The organism is Allochromatium vinosum DSM 180 (assembly GCF_000025485.1).
In the GTDB taxonomy this organism is placed as follows: Bacteria; Pseudomonadota; Gammaproteobacteria; order Chromatiales; family Chromatiaceae; genus Thermochromatium; species Thermochromatium vinosum.
In genome coordinates, this window is sequence record NC_013851.1 from 3,062,156 (window position 1) to 3,082,141 (window position 19,986).

A 19,986-nucleotide genomic window follows, 5' to 3' on the forward strand; every position below is an offset into this window, starting at 1 on the left:
TTCAGCTCAAGCCGTCGCGGCTTGGACCGACGCTGGACGGGTGCGGCGCGCGCGAAAGAAGGCTCTGAGCACCTCGCCGCAGTCCTCGGCGAGCAGACCGCCGCGCACCTCGGTGCGATGATTGAAGCGTCCATCGGACGGCAGCAGATCGAAGACGCTGCCGCAGGCGCCAGCCTTGGGGTCGGGCGCGCCGTAGATCACCTGAGCGACACGCGCATGGACGATGGCCCCGGCGCACATGACGCAGGGTTCGAGCGTGACATAGAGGATCGAGCCGGGCAGGCGATAGTTGCCGACGCGCCGCCCGGCATCGCGCAGAGCCTGGATCTCGGCATGGGCGCTCGGGTCGTGCCGGATGATCGGACGGTTCCAGCCCTCGCCCAGGATCTCGCCCTCCCGAACCAGCACCGCCCCGACCGGAACCTCCCCCTCCTCGGCCGCGCACCGCGCCAGCTCCAGGGCGTGGCGCATCCAGTGCACGTCTGCGTCAGCGAATGTGTCGCTCACGCCGATTCAGCCTCGGCTCATTCCCACTCGATGGTCCCCGGCGGCTTGCCGGTGATGTCATAGACCACGCGCGAGACGTTCGGCACTTCGTTGGCGATGCGCCGACAGACCAGATCCAGGAAGTCATAGGGCAGATGCGCCCAGCGCGCCGTCATGAAGTCGATGGTCTCGACCGCACGCAGGGCGATCACGGGCGCATAGAGCCGGTTGTCGCCGACCACGCCGACCGAGCGCACCGGCAGGAACACGGCGAATGCCTGCGAAACCTGATCGTAGAGATCGGCCCGACGCAGTTCCTCAATGAAGATGTGATCGGCCTGACGCAGCGTGTCGGCGTAATCCTTGTGCACCTCACCGAGAATGCGCACCCCGAGTCCGGGACCGGGGAAGGGATGGCGATAGACCATCTCATAGGGCAGACCCAGCTCGACGCCGATCTTGCGCACCTCATCCTTGAACAGCTCGCGCAGCGGCTCGACCAGCTTGAGGTTCATCTCCTCGGGCAGTCCGCCGACGTTGTGATGCGACTTGATGACCTTGGCCTTGCCGGTCTTGGACCCCGCCGACTCGATGACATCGGGATAGATGGTGCCCTGCGCCAGCCACTTGACGTCCTGGAGCTTGCTCGCCTCGTCGTCGAAGACCTCGATGAAGGTGTTGCCGATGATCTTGCGCTTCTGCTCCGGATCGCTGACGCCCTTGAGCCGACCGAGGAAGCGCTCTTCGGCATCGACCCGGATCACGCGCACGCCCATGTGCCGAGCGAAGGTGCTCATCACCTGATCGCCCTCGCCGAGCCGCAACAGACCATTGTCGACGAAGACGCAGGTGAGTTGATCGCCAATGGCGCGATGCAGCAGCGCCGCCACCACGCTGGAGTCGACCCCGCCCGAGAGTCCGAGCAACACCTTGTCGGTGCCGACCTGGGCACGGATGCGCGCCAGACTGTCCTCGATGATGTTGTCCGGCGTCCACAGCCGGCCACAGCCGCAGATGTCGTGGACGAAGCGCTCCAGGATGCGCTGCCCCTGACGGGTGTGGGTGACTTCGGGGTGGAACTGCACGCCATAGAAACGGCGCGACTCATCGGCGATGCCGGCCAGCGGCGCGCTGTCGGTCTCGGCGATGACGCTGAAACCGGGCGGCAGCACGTCGACCCGGTCGCCGTGACTCATCCAGACGTCGAGTAGCCCGTGCCCTTCGGGGCTGGTGTGATCCTCGATATGGCGCAGCAGCCGTGAGTGACCGCGCGCGCGCACCTGCGCATAGCCGTATTCGCGATGGGTCGAGGGCACCACGGCGCCGCCGAGTTGCGCGGCCATGGTTTGCAGCCCGTAGCAGATCCCGAGCACGGGCACGCCCAGCTCGAAGACGATGGGATCGGCGCGCGGCGTCTCGGCCTCGTGGACCGACTGCGGACCGCCGGAGAGGATGACGCCCTTGGGTGCGAATTCGCGGATGGACTGGGCGTCCATGTCCCAGGCATGGAGTTCGCAGTAGACCCCCGCCTCGCGCACGCGCCGGGCGATGAGCTGGGTGTACTGCGACCCGAAGTCGAGGATCAGGATACGATCGGCGTGGATATTGGCCATGTTTAGTTGTCGATCCGGTAGTTGGGCGCTTCCTTGGTGATCTGCACGTCATGCACATGGGATTCGCGCATGCCGGCAGCACTCACACGCACGAACTGCGGCTTGGTGCGCATCGCGTCGATGGTGGCGCAGCCGGTATAACCCATGCTGGAACCCAGTCCGCCGACGAGCTGATGGATGACGTTGAGCAGGCTGCCCTTGTAGGGGACGCGGCCCTCGATGCCCTCGGGGACCAGCTTCTCCTTCTCGGTGTTCTCCTGGAAGTAGCGATCGCTGGAGCCTTCGGAGGAACCCATGGCGCCGAGCGAACCCATGCCGCGATAGGACTTGTAGGAACGGCCCTGATAGATCTCGACCTCACCCGGCGCTTCATCCGTACCGGCGAAGAGTCCGCCGATCATGACGCTGTTCGCGCCGGCGGCGATGGCCTTGGCGATGTCGCCCGAGAAGCGCAGCCCGCCATCGGCGATGAGCGGAATGCCGGTGCCCTTGAGCGCCTCGGTGACATTGGCCACCGCCGTGATCTGTGGCACGCCGACACCGGCGACGATGCGGGTGGTGCAGATCGACCCCGGTCCGATGCCGACCTTCACCGCATCCGCGCCGGCCTCGGCCAGTGCACGCGCCGCATCCGCCGTGGCGATGTTGCCGCCGATGACCTGGAGATCCGGATAGTGCGTCTTGACCCAGCGCACCCGATCGAGCACGCCCTGCGAATGACCGTGCGCGGTGTCGACCACCACCACGTCGACGCCCGCCTCGACCAGCGCCGCGATCCGCTCCTCGGTGCCCTTGCCGACGCTCACCGCCGCGCCGCAGCGCAGACGTTCGTGATCGTCACGCGAGGCTTTCGGGAAGTCCTTGGCCTTCTGGATGTCCTTGACCGTGATGAGTCCGCGAAGCTCGAAGCGATCGTTGACCACCAGCACCTTTTCGATGCGATGCTTGTGCAGCAGGCCGAGCACCTCTTCGCGGCTGGCGCCCTCCTGGACCGTGACCAGGCGTTCCTTGGGGGTCATGATGGCCGAGACGGGTTCGCCCATGCGGGTCTCGAAGCGCAGATCGCGCCCGGTGACGATGCCGACCAGCTCGCCCTTGTCGGTGACGGGGACACCGGAGATGTTGTTGGCATGAGTGAGTTGCAGCACCTCGCCGATACTCATGTGCGGCGAGACGGTGATCGGATTGCGGATGATGCCGCTCTCGTACTTCTTGACCGCCAGCACTTCGCGTGCCTGACGCTCAGCACTCATATTCTTGTGTATGATGCCGATGCCGCCTTCCAGGGCCATGGTGATCGCCAGACGCGATTCGGTGACGGTGTCCATGGCCGCCGAGACCAACGGGATGCGCAGATCGATCGCGCGGGTGAGTTTGGTGCTGAAGTCGACCTCGTTCGGCAGCACGGTGGAGTGGGCTGGAACGAGCAGGACGTCGTCGAAGGTGAGTGCTTCCTGGATCAGGCGCATGGCTGGAGGCTCCGCGGATCGCGTCGAGAGACTGGGGGGGCCGGAGCAAACGCGCAGAAAGCCCCGGCGGCCTGGCGCCGCCCGGTCGGAGCCGGCTCCCCCGCCCCAACCGGCGGTGCTCTAGATAAACGGGGCAGTGTAAAATAACCGACGCAAAGAGTAAAGATGGAATTCTCACGCGACATCCACAGCGTTTCGCGCCTCGTCAGCGAAGCGCGTGCCGTACTCGAGACCGGCTTTCCGCGGCTCTGGGTGCGCGGCGAGATCTCGAATCTGGCCCAGCCCGGCTCGGGGCATCTCTATTTCAGTCTCAAGGATGCCGGGGCGCAGGTGCGGTGCGCGCTGTGGCGTTCCAAGCGCCAGCGGCTCGCCTTCGGTCTGGCCAACGGGCAGCAGGTGCTGGCGCGCGCGCAGGTTTCACTGTATGAGCCCAGAGGCGAGTTCCAGCTCCTCATCGAGCATCTGGAGCCGGATGGCGAGGGTGCGCTGCGACTGGCGTTCGAGCAGCTCAAGCAGCGGCTCGCCGCCGAAGGGTTGTTCGAGGCGGCGCTGAAGCGTCCGCTGCCGCCCTTTCCGCGTCAGGTCGGACTCATCACCTCGCCGAGCGGCGCGGCGGTGCGCGATCTGATCACGGTACTCGGACGGCGCTTCCCGGCGCTGCCGGTGCTGATCTATCCGGCGCAGGTCCAGGGCGAGTCGGCGCCCGAGTCGCTGATCGCCGCACTCGAACTGGCCAACGTGCGCGCCGAATGCGATGTGCTGATCCTGGCGCGCGGCGGCGGCTCGCTGGAGGATCTCAACGCCTTCAACGACGAGCGGCTGGCGCGTGCCGTCCGGGCGTCCCGAATTCCGGTCGTCAGCGGCGTCGGACACGAGATCGACGTCACCATCGCTGATCTGGTCGCCGACCAGCGCGCGGCCACGCCTTCGGCGGCGGCCGAGCTGGTGGCGCCCTCGGGCGCGCATCTGCGCGAGCGCGTCGCGACACTCTCCAATCGGCTGATCGCCGCCCAGCGGCGGCGACTCGACGCGGCTCGCCAGCGTCTGAACGCGAGCCGGCGCCATCTGAGTCTGCTGCACCCGTCCGCACGGCTCCAGCAACAGGCCCAGCGGCTGGATCGCGCCGAGTGGCGACTGCGCACGCTCATCGCCAATCGGATCAGCGAGGCCCGCCGACGTCTGCAACCGCTCGTCGAGCGACTGGAACGTCAGGCGCCCGCACATCGGATCGAACGCGCACGCTGCCAACTGGAGGCACTGGAACGCCGTCTGCACCGCGCTCAGTACGAGCTGCTGACACATCGGCGCGAACGGCTGTGGCGCGCCGTCGCCGGACTGGAGGCACGCAGTCCGCTGGGCACCCTGAGCCGTGGCTATGCCATCCTGACCCGCTTGCCCGAGGGCGAGATCGTCCGCGATCCGGCTCAGGTCGCGCCGGGCGATCGGCTCCAGATCCGGGTGGCCGGCGGACGCATCGAAGCGGTGGCGCGTCCGAGCGCTCCCGCCCTCGATTGAACTGTCCTTCGCCTCGAAGGCTCTAACAATCCTGACTACAATATTCGGAAATTTTGCATCTGCACTGATAGCGGCCTGTTGTAGTCCATCATTCCTTCCGCGACCGAGGTTGCGGGTTTTCTAGTGGAGTTTTCGATGAAAATCATCACCTTGACCATACCGATCACCCTGAGTCTGTTTTTGATGGGCTGCCAAACGACGACAGCAAACCGAACCGGCACTGGCGCCGCCATGGGCGCGGTGGGTGGAGCCGCGATCGGCTCGCTGAGTGGAGATGCCGGCAAGGGCGCGCTGATCGGAGCCGGCGCCGGCGCGCTGGGCGGCTATCTCTATGATCAGCAGAAAAAGCAGGAAGAACAGAACTACTACTACCAGCAACAACAACGACAGTATCAGCAACCCTATCAACGCCAATACCGCGACTGAACCTGAGTCCGGCACAGGATGCGCGGATGACCGGCCGGCCGAACGATCCGGAGATCGTCGCCCGACCGGAACCGCGCGGCGCCTGCCGGCCTCCGCTCGGCTTTCTCGACAAAGGATTGTTCTCAATTCTTTCGATCGTGTCTAATCCGCTCAGGCAAGCAACATTCCAGCGCGGAGATAACGCGGTTCATGCTGCAACTGAAAGACCTGAGTTTCCGTCGCGGCCCCAATCGGCTGCTCGAAGCATCCACACTCACCATCTATCCGGGCTGGAGGGTCGGTCTGGTCGGGGCCAACGGCTGCGGCAAGTCGAGCCTGTTCGCCCTGCTGCGCGATGAGCTGCACGCCGACACGGGCGAGGTCGTGATCCCGGCCGGCTGGGAGATCGCCCATGTCGCCCAGCACACCCCGGACACCGACCGCCCGGCGATCGAGTTCGCGCTCGACGGCGATCGCGAACTGCGCCGGCTCCAGTCCGAGCTGGCCGAGGCCGAAGCGGCCGGCGAGGGTCTGCGTCAGGCCGAGCTGCACGGACGGCTGGAGTCGATCGGCGCCTATGAGGCCGAGAGCCGGGCCGCGCGGCTGCTGCACGGTCTGGGCTTTGCGCCCGGCGACGAACGGCGTCCGGTCAACAGCTATTCGGGCGGCTGGCGGATGCGTCTGGCTCTGGCCCGCACCCTCATGTGCCGCTCCGATCTGCTGCTCCTCGACGAGCCGACCAACCATCTGGATCTCGACGCCGTCATCTGGCTCGAAGGCTGGCTCAAAGCCTATCCCGGCACCCTGCTCCTGATCTCGCACGACCGCGATTTCCTCGATGCGGTGGTCGGCCACACCCTGCATCTGGAACACCAGCGTCTGACGCTCTACACGGGCAACTACTCGGCCTTCGAGCGCCAGCGCGCCGAGCGTCTGGCCCAGCAGCAGGCGGCCTATGTGCGCCAGCAGCGCGAGATCGCCCACATGCACAGCTTCGTCGAGCGCTTCCGCGCCAAGGCGACCAAGGCGCGTCAGGCCCAGAGCCGTCTGAAAGCCCTGGAACGCCTGGAGCTGATCGCCCCGGCCCATATCGACTCGCCTTTCCGCTTCGGCTTCGAGCCGGCCGAGAACCTGCCGCGCCCGTTGCTGCGGCTCGATGAGGCCGTGGCCGGCTATGGCGAACGGCCGATTCTCGATGGAGTCGGATTCAGTCTCGACCCCGGCGACCGCATCGGCCTGCTCGGACGCAACGGCGCCGGCAAGTCGACGCTCATCAAGCTGCTGGCCGGCACCCTGCCGCTTCAGTCCGGACGCTGCGAGCGCGCCCAGGATCTGCGGATCGGCTATTTCGCCCAGCATCAGCTCGATCAACTGCGTCCCGACGACAGCCCGCTCGCCCATCTGCGCCGTCTCGACCCGCAGGCGACCGAACAGGCATTGCGCGACTATCTCGGCGGCTTCGGCTTCGCCGGCGATCGCGCCCTGGAGCCGGTCGCGCCGCTCTCGGGCGGCGAGAAGGCCCGTTTGGTGCTCGCCCTCATCATCCGCCAGCGGCCCAATCTGCTGCTCTTGGACGAGCCGACCAACCATCTGGATCTGGAGATGCGTCAGGCGCTGGCCGAGGCGCTCCAGGAATTCGATGGGGCACTGGTGCTGGTCTCGCACGATCGCCATCTGTTGCGCGTCACCAGCGATGATCTGTGGCTGGTCGACGGCGGTGCGGTGCGTCCGTTCGACGGTGATCTCGACGACTACCCGGCCTGGCTCGCCGGGCGTCAGTTCCAGGACGAGCAGAAGGGGTCGACAGCAGGCCCGAGCGAACGCGGCGGTGAACGCAAGCAGCAGCGCCGTCAGGCCGCCGAGGCGCGCAAGGCGCTGCAACCCCTGCGCACGCGCGAGAAGACGCTGGAGCGACGACTCGGCGAGCTGGGCGAGCGCCGCGCCGCGCTGGAACAGGAACTGACCGCACCCGAACTCTACGAACCGGCGGCCAAGGATCGCCTGCTGACGCTCCTGGCCGAGCAACGCCAGCTCCAGGCCGACCTGGACGCCACCGAAACGGCCTGGCTGGAGGTGTGCGAGGCCATCGAGCAATTCCAGACCGACGATGCCTGAAACTGGAGCGCGCCGGCGGACCTTCGCCCTGCACTGGAATCGACCGCACTGGCCCTGGCTGGAGCGGTTCTGGCTAGGCACGCGCCACAGGCTCACGAATGCCGCGATCCTGCTCCTGGTCTTGACGCTGTGCTATGGCGTCTGGCCCTATGGCACGCTCTGGCGCCTGGAGCACGCGGTCCTGGCCGGCGATCAGGCCACGGTCGCCGCCCTGGTGGATCTGGATGCGGTGCGCGACGAGATCGCCCGCCGGCTCGACAAGGATCAGGACAGCCTCATCACGGCGGTCTCGGACGCCTTCATCGACTGGCTGGAGGCCGGGCTCCGTCAGCATGGCGTCGACGTGCTCCAGCGGCTGGTGACGCTCGATTGGGTGCGCGAACAGTTCCTGCTGATCCCAACGCTCCAGGGGCCGGGACTCTGGGCGTCGATCTCGGAGATCTTCTTCAGCGCCCCGGACGACCTGCGGGTTCGGATCGAGCGCGCGCCCCTGGCGCCGCCGCTCAACCTGAGACTCCAACTCGAAGGGCTTGCCTGGCGAGTCACCCTGATCCACGACTGAAAACACCCATGAGCGTTCAACACAAAGCCTCCAATCAGGCCCGTCGGATCGTCGCTTCACTGCTGGTGCCGACCGAGGTGCCCTTCAAGGACTATCTGAAGGCGACCGACTATTGCACCGCGATCATGCTCTACACCGACCGCCCGGCCGATTACGAATACATGGTCCAATGGCGTGCGGCCTTCGCGGCCCTGATGGTGGCCGGCGCCGACGAGCGTCAGCGTCTGCTCAAACGCTTGCGCGAGGACTTCAAACAGGGCCACTCGCCGCTGCCGAGCCTTCAGCCCGATGCCTCGACGACGTCCAACTGAACGACCCCATCGACCACTTCGCAACCAGGAGTCCAGGCGCATGTCTTCATCGACCAAGCTCATCCAGAACTGTCCCAACGAATCGACCTTCGATCTGCCGCCCCTGTCGCTCGATCCCGAGGGGATCGCGCACGACTTCAGGCACTATTACGTCCACACCTTCGGGCGCGACCGTGACTGCCTGTCGGCCTACTACCCCTATCGGGCGCTGGCCACCACCCTGCGCGACCGGCTGATGGAGCGCTGGAAGACGACGCGTCAGGCCTATGACAAGACCGGCTGCAAGCGCGCCTACTATCTGTCGCTGGAATTCCTGATGGGTCGGGCGCTGTCCAACGCCACCTTCAACCTGGATCTGGACGAGGCCGTGGCGCGTGGTCTGCACACCCTGGGGCTGGAGCTGGAGGAGATCGCCTCCACCGAACCCGATCCGGGGCTGGGCAACGGCGGCCTGGGCCGGCTCGCCGCCTGCTTCCTCGACTCCTGCGCCACACTGCAACTGCCGGTGCGCGGCTACGGGTTGCGCTACGAATACGGCATGTTCCGCCAGACGATCGAGAACGGCGCTCAGGTCGAGGAACCGGACCACTGGTTGCGCGAGGGCAATCCCTGGGAGATCGAGCGCCCCGAGTTCACCCAGCGCATCCAGTTCGGCGGCCACACCGAGACCCATCGCGATCAGAACGGACGTATCGTCGTGAGCTGGGTCGACACCCATGACGTGCTGGCCGTACCCTATGACGTCCCGGTGCCCGGCTATCGCAACGACACCGTCAACACCCTGCGGCTGTGGAAGGCGGCGGCGACCGACGAGTTCGATCTCGACGAGTTCAACGCCGGCAGTTACACCGAATCCGTGGCGCAGAAGAACGCCGCCGAGCACATCACCATGGTGCTCTACCCCAATGATGCCAGCGAGAACGGCAAGGAACTGCGGCTGCGTCAGCAGTACTTCCTGGCCAGCGCCAGCCTCAAGGACGTGCTGCGCGACTGGATCCGGCTGCACGGACAGGACTTCAGCCGCTTTGCCGACCTGAACTGCTTCCAGCTCAACGACACCCATCCGGCGGTGTCGGTGGCCGAACTCATGCGCCAGCTCATGGACGAGCATCATCTGGAATGGCACGACGCCTGGGACATCACCCGCCGCACCATGGCCTACACCAACCACACCCTCCTGCCCGAGGCGCTGGAGCGCTGGCCGGTACGGCTGTTCCGCCAGCTCCTGCCGCGCATCCTGGAGATCATCTTCGAGATCAACGCCCGCTTCCTCGCCGAGGTGGCGCTGCGCTGGCCGGGCGACGTGGACCGTCAGCGGCGCATGTCGCTGATCGAGGAAGGACACGACCCCCAGGTGCGCATGGCCTATCTGGCGATCGTCGGCAGCTTCTCGGTCAATGGCGTGGCCGCGCTGCACTCACAACTGCTGGTCGAGGGACTGTTCCGCGACTTCCACGAACTCTGGCCCGAGAAGTTCAACAACAAGACCAATGGGGTCACTCCACGCCGTTGGCTGGCCATGTGCAATCCCGGTCTGCGCGACCTGCTCGACGAGACCATCGGCACAGGTTGGACGCGCGACCTGGAACAGTTGTCGCGTCTGGCGCCCTATGCCGAGGACGCCGCTTTCCGCGCGCGCTGGCACGCGATCAAGCAGGCCAACAAGGCCCGGCTCGTCGAGCAGATCGCCGGGATCTGCAAGGTCGAGTTCCCGCTGGAGGCCATGTTCGACGTCCAGGTCAAGCGTATCCACGAATACAAGCGTCAGCTGCTCAACGTCCTGCACGTCATCCATCTCTACAACCGCATCAAGCGCGGTGACACGGCCAACTGGACGCCGCGCTGCGTGCTGATCGGCGGCAAGGCGGCGCCCGGCTATTTCATGGCCAAGCAGATCATCAAGCTGATCAACCATGTCGCGCGCGTCGTCAACATGGACCCGGCGACCGCCGGTCTGCTGCGCGTGGCCTTCGTGCCCGATTATCGGGTGTCGCTGATGGAGGTGATCGCTCCGGGAACGGATCTGTCGGAGCAGATTTCGACCGCCGGCAAGGAGGCCTCGGGCACCGGCAACATGAAGTTCATGATGAACGGTGCCGTGACCATCGGCACGCTCGACGGGGCCAATATCGAGATCCGCGAACAGGTCGGCGCAGACAACTTCTTCCTGTTCGGCCTGACGGCAGCGGGTGTGGAGTCACTGCGCGGTCACTATGACCCCAATGCCATCATCGCCAGTGATCCGGCGTTGTGGGATGTGATGAACCTGCTCGAATCCGGGCATTTCAACCAGTTCGAGAACGGGGTCTTCGACTCGGTCATCCTCTCGATCCGCAATCCGCACGACCCCTGGATGACGGCAGCCGACTTCAGGAGCTATGTCGAGGCCCAGGAGCGCGCGGCAGCGGCCTATCGCGACCGCGAACACTGGTTGCGCATGAGTATCCTCAACAGCGCGCACAGCGGGCGGTTCTCGTCGGATCGCACCATCGCCGAGTACAACAGCGACATCTGGCATCTGGAGACGGTAGCGCCGAAGCGTTAAAGCCAAAGCGATCCGCGTCTCCAGCGGCATTCCCGCCCTCTTCCAGCCGGCAGAGGGCGGATGGCATCAGCATCAAACGCCTCGATTCGCCCGATCGAGGATGCTCAGCTGACTGGCGATGGTCTCCACGCCCGGCATCCGCACGCCCTGTACCGCCGCCTCGCGCAAGGGACGGCGGTACATGTACTCGATCTCCAGCGCGCGCTTGCCCAGGAAATCCAGCCGCATGCTCGGCGCATAGGGCGCCATGCGCTCGGTGGTCGCCAGCAGCTTGGGGATGAAGTCCGGATCGAAAGGGACACCACAGGCGGCCGCCCCCTCGGCGACCTCGTGCATCAGCCGCTCGGCCAGCGCGCGCGCCTCGGGATCGGCCATGATCGCGTCGGTGTTGCGATCGAGCAGCACCGACAGACCATTGAACGGGATGTTCCAGGCCAGCTTGCGCCAGCGTGCCGCCGACAGCGAGGGCTGGACATCCGTCTCGATGCCGCCGGCACCGAAGGCGGCCTGCAGCCGTGGCAGCCAGTCGACCCCGCGTTCGTCCAGCGCCGCCAGACTGACGCGGCCATAGTCCAGATGCACGATATGTCCTGGCCCGACCTTGTTGGAGCACAGAAAACAGAGTCCGGCGATCACGACGGCCTGGGGAAAACGCGCGGCCAGTTCGTCCTCCAGCGTCAAACCATTCTGCCAGTTCAGAATGACCGTGCCCTCGCCCACCAGCGGTGCCAGCAGTTCGGGCAACCGGGCATTCCGGGTCGTCTTGAGTCCAATACAGACCACGTCGCTCGGCGGGATCGGGTCCGAGTCGGCATAGACCTCGACCGGATGATGCAGTCGGTCGCCGAGCGGTGAGTCGACGCGCAGGCCCTGTGCGCGAATCCAGTCGACATCGCTGTGCGCAATGAAACGCACGGTCGCGCCGCCCAGGAGTAGCCGAGAACCATAAAAGCCGCCAAGCGCGCCCGTACCCAGGATGGTGAAGCGGAGGGGGGTGGAGGAAGACATCGCGATCGTTGATTTCCCAAATGTTAGAGGCCGGCGATGGCCAGCCTCGTTGCCGTCACGCCGCGCTAAGCAGCAGATTCAACAAACCACCAGCGCTAGCCGACGCGCCGCGCCGAAATCGGTCTTGCCGCTGCCAAGCTTAGGGATCGCCTCGACACGCCGGACTTCGGCCGGGATGGCCAGCGGATTGGTCCCGCCCGCCAGCATGGGCACGGCGCAGGCTGTCCGGATCGATAGCGCCCTCTTCGGCGACGAGCAGGACGATGCGCTCGCCCTTGCGCTCGTCGGGCACGTTGACCGCGACCAGCTCCAGGTCCGGTTGCTCCAGCGCCTTCCGCACTGAATCCTCGACGACCGTCAGACTGATCATCTCGCCGCCGAGCTTGGCGAAGCGCGAATAGCGGTCGACGATGGTCAGGAAGCCGTCGGCGTCGAGATGGCCCTTGTCGCCGGTCTTGTACCAGCGCATGCCGTCCAGCTCGACGATGGCCTCGGCGGTCTTCTCAGGCGCGCCCAGATAGCCCTTCATCACCTGCACCCCGCCGATCAGGATCAGACCATCCGCGCCGGGCGGCAGGGTCTCCAAGGTCACAGGATCGACGATGCGGAAGCTGGTGCCCGGCAGCGGCATCCCGACCGTGCCCGGACGCGAGCCGGTCTGGACCTTCCAGGTATCGGTCTCCAGCGCGTCGGGCACGTTGACGCTCGCCACCGGAGTGGTCTCGGTGGCGCCATAGCCCTCCAGGATCTCCTTGTGGAACTTGAGCGCAAACCCCTCGCGCACCTCGGGCGCCAGCCGCTCAGCCCCGGCGACGACGATCCGCAGCGACTGGAGCATCAGCGGATGCACCTTGGGACTGCGCGCATAGAGCCGCAGGAAGGTCGAGGTGCCGCAGAGCACGGTGGCGCGATAGCGGGCGATGGCCTTGGCGGTGCCGACCGCATCGGTCGGATCGGGATGGCAGACCATCGGCACACCTTCGAGCAACGGCATGAAGGTGGTCGCCGTCAACCCGAAGGCATGGAACAGCGGCAGATTGGCCAGCAGCACGTCGTCGCGCTCGGTGTTGAGCACGTCCGAGATCTGCCGCACGTTGGCCAGGATGTTGCGATGGGTCAGCTCGATGCCCTTGGGCGCGCCCTCGCTGCCGCTGGAGAAGAGGACGGCGGCGGTATCGTCCGGGCGGCTCGGATGGCCGAACAGGCGTCCGATGGCCGCCGCCGGCAGCAGGCTCGTCAGCCCCAGCGTCAACAGCGCCTCGACGCGCCCGATCCGGGCGCGCAGTCCTTCCATCGGATGCAGGGTCACGCCCGGCAGGGCGCTCGCCGGATCGATGCCGCGCTGTTCGAGCTTGCGCAGGAAGCGGTCGGCGGTGATGACATGCCGCACCCCGGCCTGCTCGACGCTGGCCTGTAGCGCCTCAGGGCTGGCGGTGTAATTGAGGTTGACCACGGTCTTGCCGGCAAGCAGCGCGGCCAGATTGGCGATGGCCCCGGCACTGCTCGCCGGCAGCAGGAGACCGATCGCCGACTCAGGCGCCAGACGTCGGATTCGGCGCGCAAACAGTGCCACGGCCGTCAGCAGGCGGCGGTTGGTCAACGTGGTTCCGACCGAGTCGACGATGGCCAGTGCTCCTGGATCACGCTTGGCCGTTTCAAGCCAGACCGCCGGCAAGGTCGGCAGGGTCTCGACATAGGCCCGCCAGGACGTCACCGACAACTCGAACACCGCCTGCTTGACCCGCTCGGCGCTCGACTCCAGCGGCAGCGGCGACCCGAAGGCGACGATCACCTCGCGCACCCGCCCCTGGCGGCGATTGGTGCGCAGCTTGCCGCTGGCATAGGAGAAGCGGCTGCCCCAGAGTCCGCGCTGATAGAACGGCAGGATGACACCTGAGCCGGCCGCCCGCGCCGACAGCTCGAAACCGCGCTTGAACTCCGAGAGCTGACCGTTCTTGCTCAGCGTCCCCTCAGGGAACAGACACACCACCTCGCCGGCATCGATCAGCTGTGCGATGGTCTGGATCGCCTGACGGCTGCTGGCGCGCGAGATCGGCACCACGCCGAAGAAGTCCAGGAACCAGCGCAGATACCAGCGCTCGTAGATCCAACGTTCCATCACGAAGCGCACCGGACGCGGGCTGGCCAGCTGCACCATGGCCCAGTCGATCCAGCTCACATGGTTGCCGAGCAGCAGCACCCCGCCCTGGGCCGGCATGTTCTTCAGCCCGATGACGTTGAGCCGGTAGCGCGTGGCCATCAGGCGTCCGATCAGGAAGCGCACCAGCGACTGCGGGAGCTGATGGATGGTATAGAGCGCCCCGCCGAGCGCGATGACCGCCAGCGCCAGCATCAGGACCAGACCGCCGACCTCCAGCCAGGCCGCCAGCACCGTCAGCCCCAGGAAGCCCAGCATCACCAGGTTCTGCACGAAGTTGTTGGCCGCCAGTACCCGTCCGAGTCCGGACTCACCGGCGTTGAACTGGATGAGCGCGTTGAGCGGCACCAGGAAGAACCCGGCCAGAACCCCGAGCACCAGGAAGTTGAGCGCATGCGCCCAGCTCGATCCCAGCCCCGGCAGCAGGAACAGCGCCAGCGCGATGCCGCCGGCGCCGACCGGGATCAGCCCGGTCTCGATGTGATGGCGCGAGACGCGCCCGGCGATGATGGAGCCGAGAATGATGCCCACGCCCGAGCAGGCCAGCATCCCCTGGATGACCACGGTGTTGGTCTCGCCCAGAGTCTCCTTGGCGAAGGCCGGGAAGGCGGCCAGGATCACCTGCGAGATGGCCCAGAAGATCGACAGCCCCACGATCGACAGCCAGATGACCTGGTTGTCCCAGGCCGCGCGCAGGTTGTCGCGCAGATAGCGCCCGCTTGCGTAGCGTCCCCAATCGAAGCCGAGTGCTCCGCCCTCGCTGGTGCGCGGCAGCCGGTAGGCGATGGCCAGTTCCACCACCGAGCACAGCACCAGCGCCCAGCCGAGCGGCGCGATCAGCCCCATGATCGCGTCGGGCGTGTCGAAGGTCGCACCGGCGAGTCGGTTCTCGAACAGGATCGAGAAGACGAAGATCCCTGCCAGGATGGCGGTGGTGGTGGTCGCCTGCACCCAGCCGTTGGCCGTGGCCAGCGCTTCCTTGCCGACCAGTTCCTTGATGTAGCCGTACTTGGCCGGCGAATAGAAGGCGCTCTGCGCCGCCAGCAGGAAGGTCATGGCGAAGGCCGGCCAGAACCAGCCCAGGTAGTAGAAGAGCGTGATGCAGAGCGTCAGACCCACCGCAACCCAGGCCGTTGCGCGCATCACGCGATTCTTCGGGAAGCGGTCGGCCATGAACCCCGAGGGCGTGAACAGCAGCACGAAGGGCAGCAGGATGAGCGCATTGACGATGGCCGTCAGCAGGATCTGCGCGTCGCCGTCATAGGTCTTGAACAGGGTGTTCTGGATGACGATCTTGTGCCCCAGGTCGACGAAGGCATTGAGGAAGATCATCAGGACATAGGGCAGGAATCCGGCGATGCGAAAGAGTTGACCCACGGCAAGCCCCCTTCAGAGATGTGACAGGATTCAGACCGGCGCCGACACGCCCAGCGCCTCCAGATAGGCCCGCGCGCTGTGCATCCATTCGTACTCGGCCACGGCGGCACGCAGGTCGGACGCCGGGTGCGGATGGGCCAGCGTCTCCAGCATGGCCGAGGCCAGTGCCTCGACATCGCCCACGGGCACCAGCGGCCCATGACGCCCGCCGGCCAGGATCTCCGACGGCCCGCTCGGGCAGTCGGTCGCGACCACAGGCACGCCCAGCGCCAGCGCCTCGGTGAGCACGTTCGGCGAGCCTTCCCAGGCCGATGAGAGCACGAACAGCGCCGCGCGCGCCAGATAGGCCGGAAGCTGGGGCTGGAATCCAGGCAGCGCGACATCGGCGCTCAGGCCCAGCTCGGCGATCAGCGTCTCCAGTCCGGCGCGCCCGCCGCCCTCGCCCAGGATCATCAGCCGACAGTCGCGCTCGGCCCGGACGCGGGCGAAGGCGCGGATCAGGGTCGGAAAGTCCTTCTGACGCTGAAAACGCCCCGCGCCCATGATGACCGGCGGCTGTCCGGGCGCCAGCCAGGGGTGCGGACAGGGAGCCGCCGCCGCTTCGTACAGACTCGGCGTGATGACCGGATTGCGGATGACCTGAATCCGCGCGCGCGGAATCCGGGCGATGCGCGCCGTGTCCTCGGCCACACCTTCGGAGACGGCGACGATGCGGTCGAGCGCCGGATAGAGCCGGCGAATCGGCCAGTAGCGCAGCCGGCGTTCGACGGCGCTACGTTCGGCCATGGCGGTCGAGAGATTGGTTCCGAGCCGCAGCACCAGCCGCGTATCCACACCGCTCAGGGCGCGCGCCAGCACGGCGGCACGTCCGGCGCGATCCTTGGCCGCCAGCAGGGCACGCGGTCGGTGTCGACGCAGATAACCTGCCAACTCAGGCACAGCCAAAAGCGTATGGCGCGCGTGCAGCCGGATTTGCTCGACCGATGCCGGACAGTGCGCCAGATGCGGACTCTCGTCACGGATCAGCACCAGCTCCACCCGCTCGCCCAGCGCGACGAAGCCATGCAGCAGATGGATCAGCATGCGCTCGACCCCGCCCGCGCCCGAGAACGAGGCGAAGACGGCGATCGGGCGTTCGGTGTCGTTGATCAACGGTTGACTGGGCATACAGCGACTTGGATTCCAAGATCGACGGCCGGGCTTGACGCTTCCATGTGCCGGCCGCGTCTGGTCACGCGGCACTGGCCTGGATGAAGCGACGCCGGACTCAATGGAAGATGTCGCGATAGGCGGTATAGGCCGCGATGGTCAGCACGGGCACGATCACGAGCCAGCCCAACAAAAAAGGGATCGAGCCGACGAAGAACAGGACGAACGCGATCAGCCCGAAGACCAGGAACGGCAGGATGTTCTTCAGACAGCCCATGAAACTGAGCTTGAAGGCCTGCATGACGGGCACGGCGTCCAGGGCCACGAGCGCCGGGGCGAAGAACATGGCCATGGCCAGTGGGATGCCGAGCAGCAGCGCAATCAGGACCGGCAGCATGAACGACGGACCGGCGGCCATGGACTCGAACGGCTCGGGCGTCATGGTCATGCCTGGAGCCATCTCGGGAACCATCATCCCCGAGCCGCCGACCATGACGATGTACAGCAAGCCGATCACCAGCCCGATGAGCAGCACCAGCCCCAGATAGACGACGCCGACGAGTGCCAGCGGCCCCGGTCGCACAGAGAACCCGGCAAAGAGCCGACCGACGCCGAATCCCTCGCCGCGATCCTGAGCCTGGGCGCCGAGCATGAGACCGGCGGTGAGCATGGGACCGAGGACAGTGGTCGCCAGCCCGCCGACCAGCGGCACCAGACCGACCACGATGACGATCAGATAGAACAGCAGCAGGGCGCCGATCCAGGCCCAGGGCGCCTGCCTGAACAGTCCCCAGGCGTCCTGTATCCACCCCCAGCCGCGACCGGCCTCGACCGCGTTCGGCTCGCTGATCCGATCCGTGAATCCGTCGACATCGATACGCGGCGACACCCCGGAACCCGACGCCGCCGGCTTGTCCAGCGACGGTCCGGATGCAACCGACTGCGCTTCGACATCGACCTCCAGCCCCACCGAGGCCAGCACCTCCCGATAACGCTCGGCCTTGGCGGCACTCAGATCATGCTTGATGACCCGTCCGCTGCCGTTCATCACCAGCTCGCGCGCCTCCTCCTCGCTCATGTTGAACGTGCGCGCCAGTTGCTCCACGACCTCGTGATGACTGTGGCCCAGCGACAGCCGCCCCGAATAGACGATGCGATAGCGAGTGTCCACCTGCATACCCCCTATGTTGCGTTGTGACCGTTAGACCAGGCAGCGTTTCAACCAGTCGAGCACGCCCGGCTCGGCGGCCCAGACGTCGCGCATGGCCTCGCGATACAACCAGGCCTGATCCTCGCCGCCGAGGGTGACGCCGAGCGGATCGAGGCGCGGTTGCTTGATGCGCTTGCGCGTCAGATAGCGCGGGATGCGCGGCAGGCGGCGGATGGCGGTCTTGAGCACGGTGCGCGCCCGCTCCTCGCGTCCGAGCCGATAGAGCGCCAGCACCTCGCCGTAGGCCAGGTCGGCGAGCAGATCGTCCGGGAAGCGCCGCGCCAGGGCCAGGGCGCGCTCGTCCTCGCCGTCGCGCAGATAGAGGTTCATCAGCTCGGCACGCGCGCCGTGGTTGTCCTGAGGGTTGAGACGCAGCAGGGTTTCGAGCGTGCGCCGCGCTTCCTCGGAATGTCCCTCCTGGGCCTGCGCCAGATAGCGCCGGAACAACAGCCGCAGCGCCGGGCGGTTGGCCTCGATCGACCAGGGCAGTTGCCGACCCGAGTCCGGCGGCAGCACCTGCTCCAGGATCGACCAGGCGCGATCGAGTACGGGCGTGAGCAGGGCATGGGCGATCCAGGGCAAGGCGCTCTCGGGATGCACATAGAGCGCCGTGGCCAGATCATCGAGCACGTCCAGACTGTCGGCCAGTTCGGGATGACCGAGCAGATGGTCCAGCCAGCCCGGTTCGGACCAGACATCGATCTCTTCGGTCCGGGTCAGATGGATCGAGCGCGGCTTGCCGCCCGGATAGAGCCGGCGCCAGAGCGCCTCGGACGACCTGACCTCGACCGGGGCGCGCAACCCGACCGGACGGCCGGATTCGGCCCACATCTCGGGCAGCGCCTCGGCATCGTCGACGACGACGGCCTGCGTCTTGCGGGCCTCCAGCCCATCGAAGAGTTCGAGCTGTGTGGTGTGCGTCGGCGTCGCCGGGCGGGCGCGTCGACGCCGGTTGACCAGCGCATAGTCGGGGAGCGGCCGCGCCATGGCGACCGCGACCCAGTCGTGCAGATCCACCAGCGCCGGGTCGAGCACGTCGGACTGGGTGTTGACCATCGCCTCCTGCGGATCGACGATGACCTGCTCCAGAAACTCCATGAAGCTCTCGGATTCGAGCCCCCGCCGTTTGAACCGATGGCGCCAGAAGCGCGCCCGCTCACGCGCCTGGACATCCTTGTGCTGGGCCACCAGCAGGGTGATCTCGAGCAGGGCCGTGCCTGGGCTGTCCGGGTCGCTGCGAAGCGCGGCGGTGAAGGCGTCCTGGGCCAGGGCGTAGTCGCCCGCGTCGATGTGCATGGTGCCGAGCCGCTGCCAGGCCGCCGCCTGGAGCGCACGGCTGCCTTCCTCGCAGACGCGCTGGAGCAGCGCGAGCTTCTTGCGCCAGTGGTCGAGCCGGTCATAGGCGTCGCAGAGCAGATCCAGTGCCGGTTCGTAGCGGCCGTCGAGCGGCTCCAGTGGTCCGGCGAACAGCGGCTCCAGCAGGGCCACCACCCGCCCGGGCCGATCCTCGTCGAGCCAGCGGTCGGCGATGCGCGCCAGCAGCGGCTCGGGCACGGCGCCGCTGGCCAGGGCCGCGCGCACGGCGTCCTCGGACAGAAGCTCGATGACGATGTCCCACACCAGATCGGTCGAGAGGTGCGGCATCTCGTCGAGATTGCCGCAGCACTGGCCATAGGTGAAGCCGGAACCGCAGAGACAGGGTTCCTCGGGCGCCGGCTGGGGCAGCGGACGCGGCCGGAAGGCGTTGGACGGCTGGGGCGTGGCGTCCCAGATGAGGGTGGCGAGCATCCGCGTCAGACGCGCGATCTCGGCGGGATCGAGGCTGGAATCCCACAACCCCAGGGTCTCGGGGATATAGTCATCCGCCCAGTCGATATAGTCGCGCGGATCGGGATGCTCCAGGATGTGTCGAACAGACTCCACGATGACTCGTTCGAAACGTTCGGCATCAGCCGCATCGTGCTGGACTAGCATGACACACTCCTCCACTCAGCAGTGAGGTGGTCATTCTAAACCGCCTGCGGCCCGAGTAGGCATGTTTTGATACGGTACCCGACAGGGTA

At 66.6% G+C, this 19,986-nt stretch carries 14 protein-coding genes; 6 read left to right on the forward strand and 8 right to left on the reverse strand.

What is annotated here, in order from left to right; translation table 11 throughout:
- Positions 1 to 6: 6 nt before the first annotated feature.
- The 3 genes from tadA to guaB are packed head-to-tail and all read right to left on the reverse strand — an operon-like array spanning position 7 to position 3,568.
- Positions 7 to 471: a tRNA adenosine(34) deaminase TadA gene (gene tadA / locus ALVIN_RS13510; protein ID WP_050750337.1), complete on the reverse strand. Its 465-nt coding sequence runs from the start codon at positions 469 to 471 to the stop codon at positions 7 to 9.
- Between the two features lie 53 nt (positions 472 to 524).
- Positions 525 to 2,099, reverse strand: coding sequence for a glutamine-hydrolyzing GMP synthase (guaA, locus tag ALVIN_RS13515; protein ID WP_012971884.1), 1,575 nt, complete (start codon positions 2,097 to 2,099; stop codon positions 525 to 527).
- 2 nt (positions 2,100 to 2,101) lie between these two features.
- The gene (gene guaB / locus ALVIN_RS13520; RefSeq protein ID WP_012971885.1) at positions 2,102 to 3,568 is read right to left on the reverse strand and encodes an IMP dehydrogenase; all 1,467 of its coding nucleotides are present in this window, start codon (positions 3,566 to 3,568) and stop codon (positions 2,102 to 2,104) included.
- 165 nt (positions 3,569 to 3,733) lie between these two features.
- On the opposite strand from guaB, the gene xseA reads away from it, so the two are divergent.
- The 6 genes from xseA to ALVIN_RS13550 all read left to right on the forward strand — a co-directional run bounded on the left by xseA (position 3,734) and on the right by ALVIN_RS13550 (position 11,021).
- Entirely contained in the window at positions 3,734 to 5,083 is a 1,350-nt protein-coding gene (gene xseA, locus ALVIN_RS13525; RefSeq protein WP_012971886.1) for an exodeoxyribonuclease VII large subunit, read from the forward strand.
- Positions 5,084 to 5,218: 135 nt separating this feature from the next.
- Positions 5,219 to 5,509, forward strand: coding sequence for a YMGG-like glycine zipper-containing protein (locus ALVIN_RS13530; protein ID WP_012971887.1), 291 nt, complete (start codon positions 5,219 to 5,221; stop codon positions 5,507 to 5,509).
- Positions 5,510 to 5,698: 189 nt separating this feature from the next.
- The gene (locus ALVIN_RS13535) at positions 5,699 to 7,603 is read left to right on the forward strand and encodes an ATP-binding cassette domain-containing protein (RefSeq protein ID WP_012971888.1); all 1,905 of its coding nucleotides are present in this window, start codon (positions 5,699 to 5,701) and stop codon (positions 7,601 to 7,603) included.
- On the forward strand, positions 7,596 to 8,165 hold the full coding sequence (locus ALVIN_RS13540) for a DUF2939 domain-containing protein (protein WP_012971889.1): 570 nt from the start codon (positions 7,596 to 7,598) through the stop codon (positions 8,163 to 8,165). The genes ALVIN_RS13535 and ALVIN_RS13540 overlap by 8 nt, the downstream gene beginning before the upstream one ends.
- Before the next feature lie 8 nt (positions 8,166 to 8,173).
- On the forward strand, positions 8,174 to 8,476 hold the full coding sequence (locus ALVIN_RS13545; protein ID WP_012971890.1) for a hypothetical protein: 303 nt from the start codon (positions 8,174 to 8,176) through the stop codon (positions 8,474 to 8,476).
- 40 nt (positions 8,477 to 8,516) lie between these two features.
- Positions 8,517 to 11,021, forward strand: coding sequence for a glycogen/starch/alpha-glucan phosphorylase (locus ALVIN_RS13550; protein WP_012971891.1), 2,505 nt, complete (start codon positions 8,517 to 8,519; stop codon positions 11,019 to 11,021).
- A 72-nt stretch (positions 11,022 to 11,093) separates the two neighbouring features.
- Here ALVIN_RS13550 and ALVIN_RS13555 read toward each other — a convergent pair whose 3' ends face one another.
- The 5 genes from ALVIN_RS13555 to ALVIN_RS13575 form a co-directional block, all read right to left on the reverse strand.
- Positions 11,094 to 12,029: a 2-dehydropantoate 2-reductase gene (locus ALVIN_RS13555; protein ID WP_012971892.1), complete on the reverse strand. Its 936-nt coding sequence runs from the start codon at positions 12,027 to 12,029 to the stop codon at positions 11,094 to 11,096.
- A 139-nt stretch (positions 12,030 to 12,168) separates the two neighbouring features.
- The gene (locus tag ALVIN_RS13560) at positions 12,169 to 15,564 is read right to left on the reverse strand and encodes an acyl-[ACP]--phospholipid O-acyltransferase (protein ID WP_012971893.1); all 3,396 of its coding nucleotides are present in this window, start codon (positions 15,562 to 15,564) and stop codon (positions 12,169 to 12,171) included.
- A 30-nt stretch (positions 15,565 to 15,594) separates the two neighbouring features.
- Positions 15,595 to 16,731, reverse strand: coding sequence for a glycosyltransferase (locus ALVIN_RS13565; RefSeq protein ID WP_012971894.1), 1,137 nt, complete (start codon positions 16,729 to 16,731; stop codon positions 15,595 to 15,597).
- 100 nt (positions 16,732 to 16,831) lie between these two features.
- On the reverse strand, positions 16,832 to 17,890 hold the full coding sequence (locus tag ALVIN_RS13570) for a BPSS1780 family membrane protein (protein WP_012971895.1): 1,059 nt from the start codon (positions 17,888 to 17,890) through the stop codon (positions 16,832 to 16,834).
- Between the two features lie 24 nt (positions 17,891 to 17,914).
- Positions 17,915 to 19,897: a tetratricopeptide repeat protein gene (locus tag ALVIN_RS13575; RefSeq protein ID WP_012971896.1), complete on the reverse strand. Its 1,983-nt coding sequence runs from the start codon at positions 19,895 to 19,897 to the stop codon at positions 17,915 to 17,917.
- Between the last annotated feature and the right edge of the window lie 89 nt (positions 19,898 to 19,986).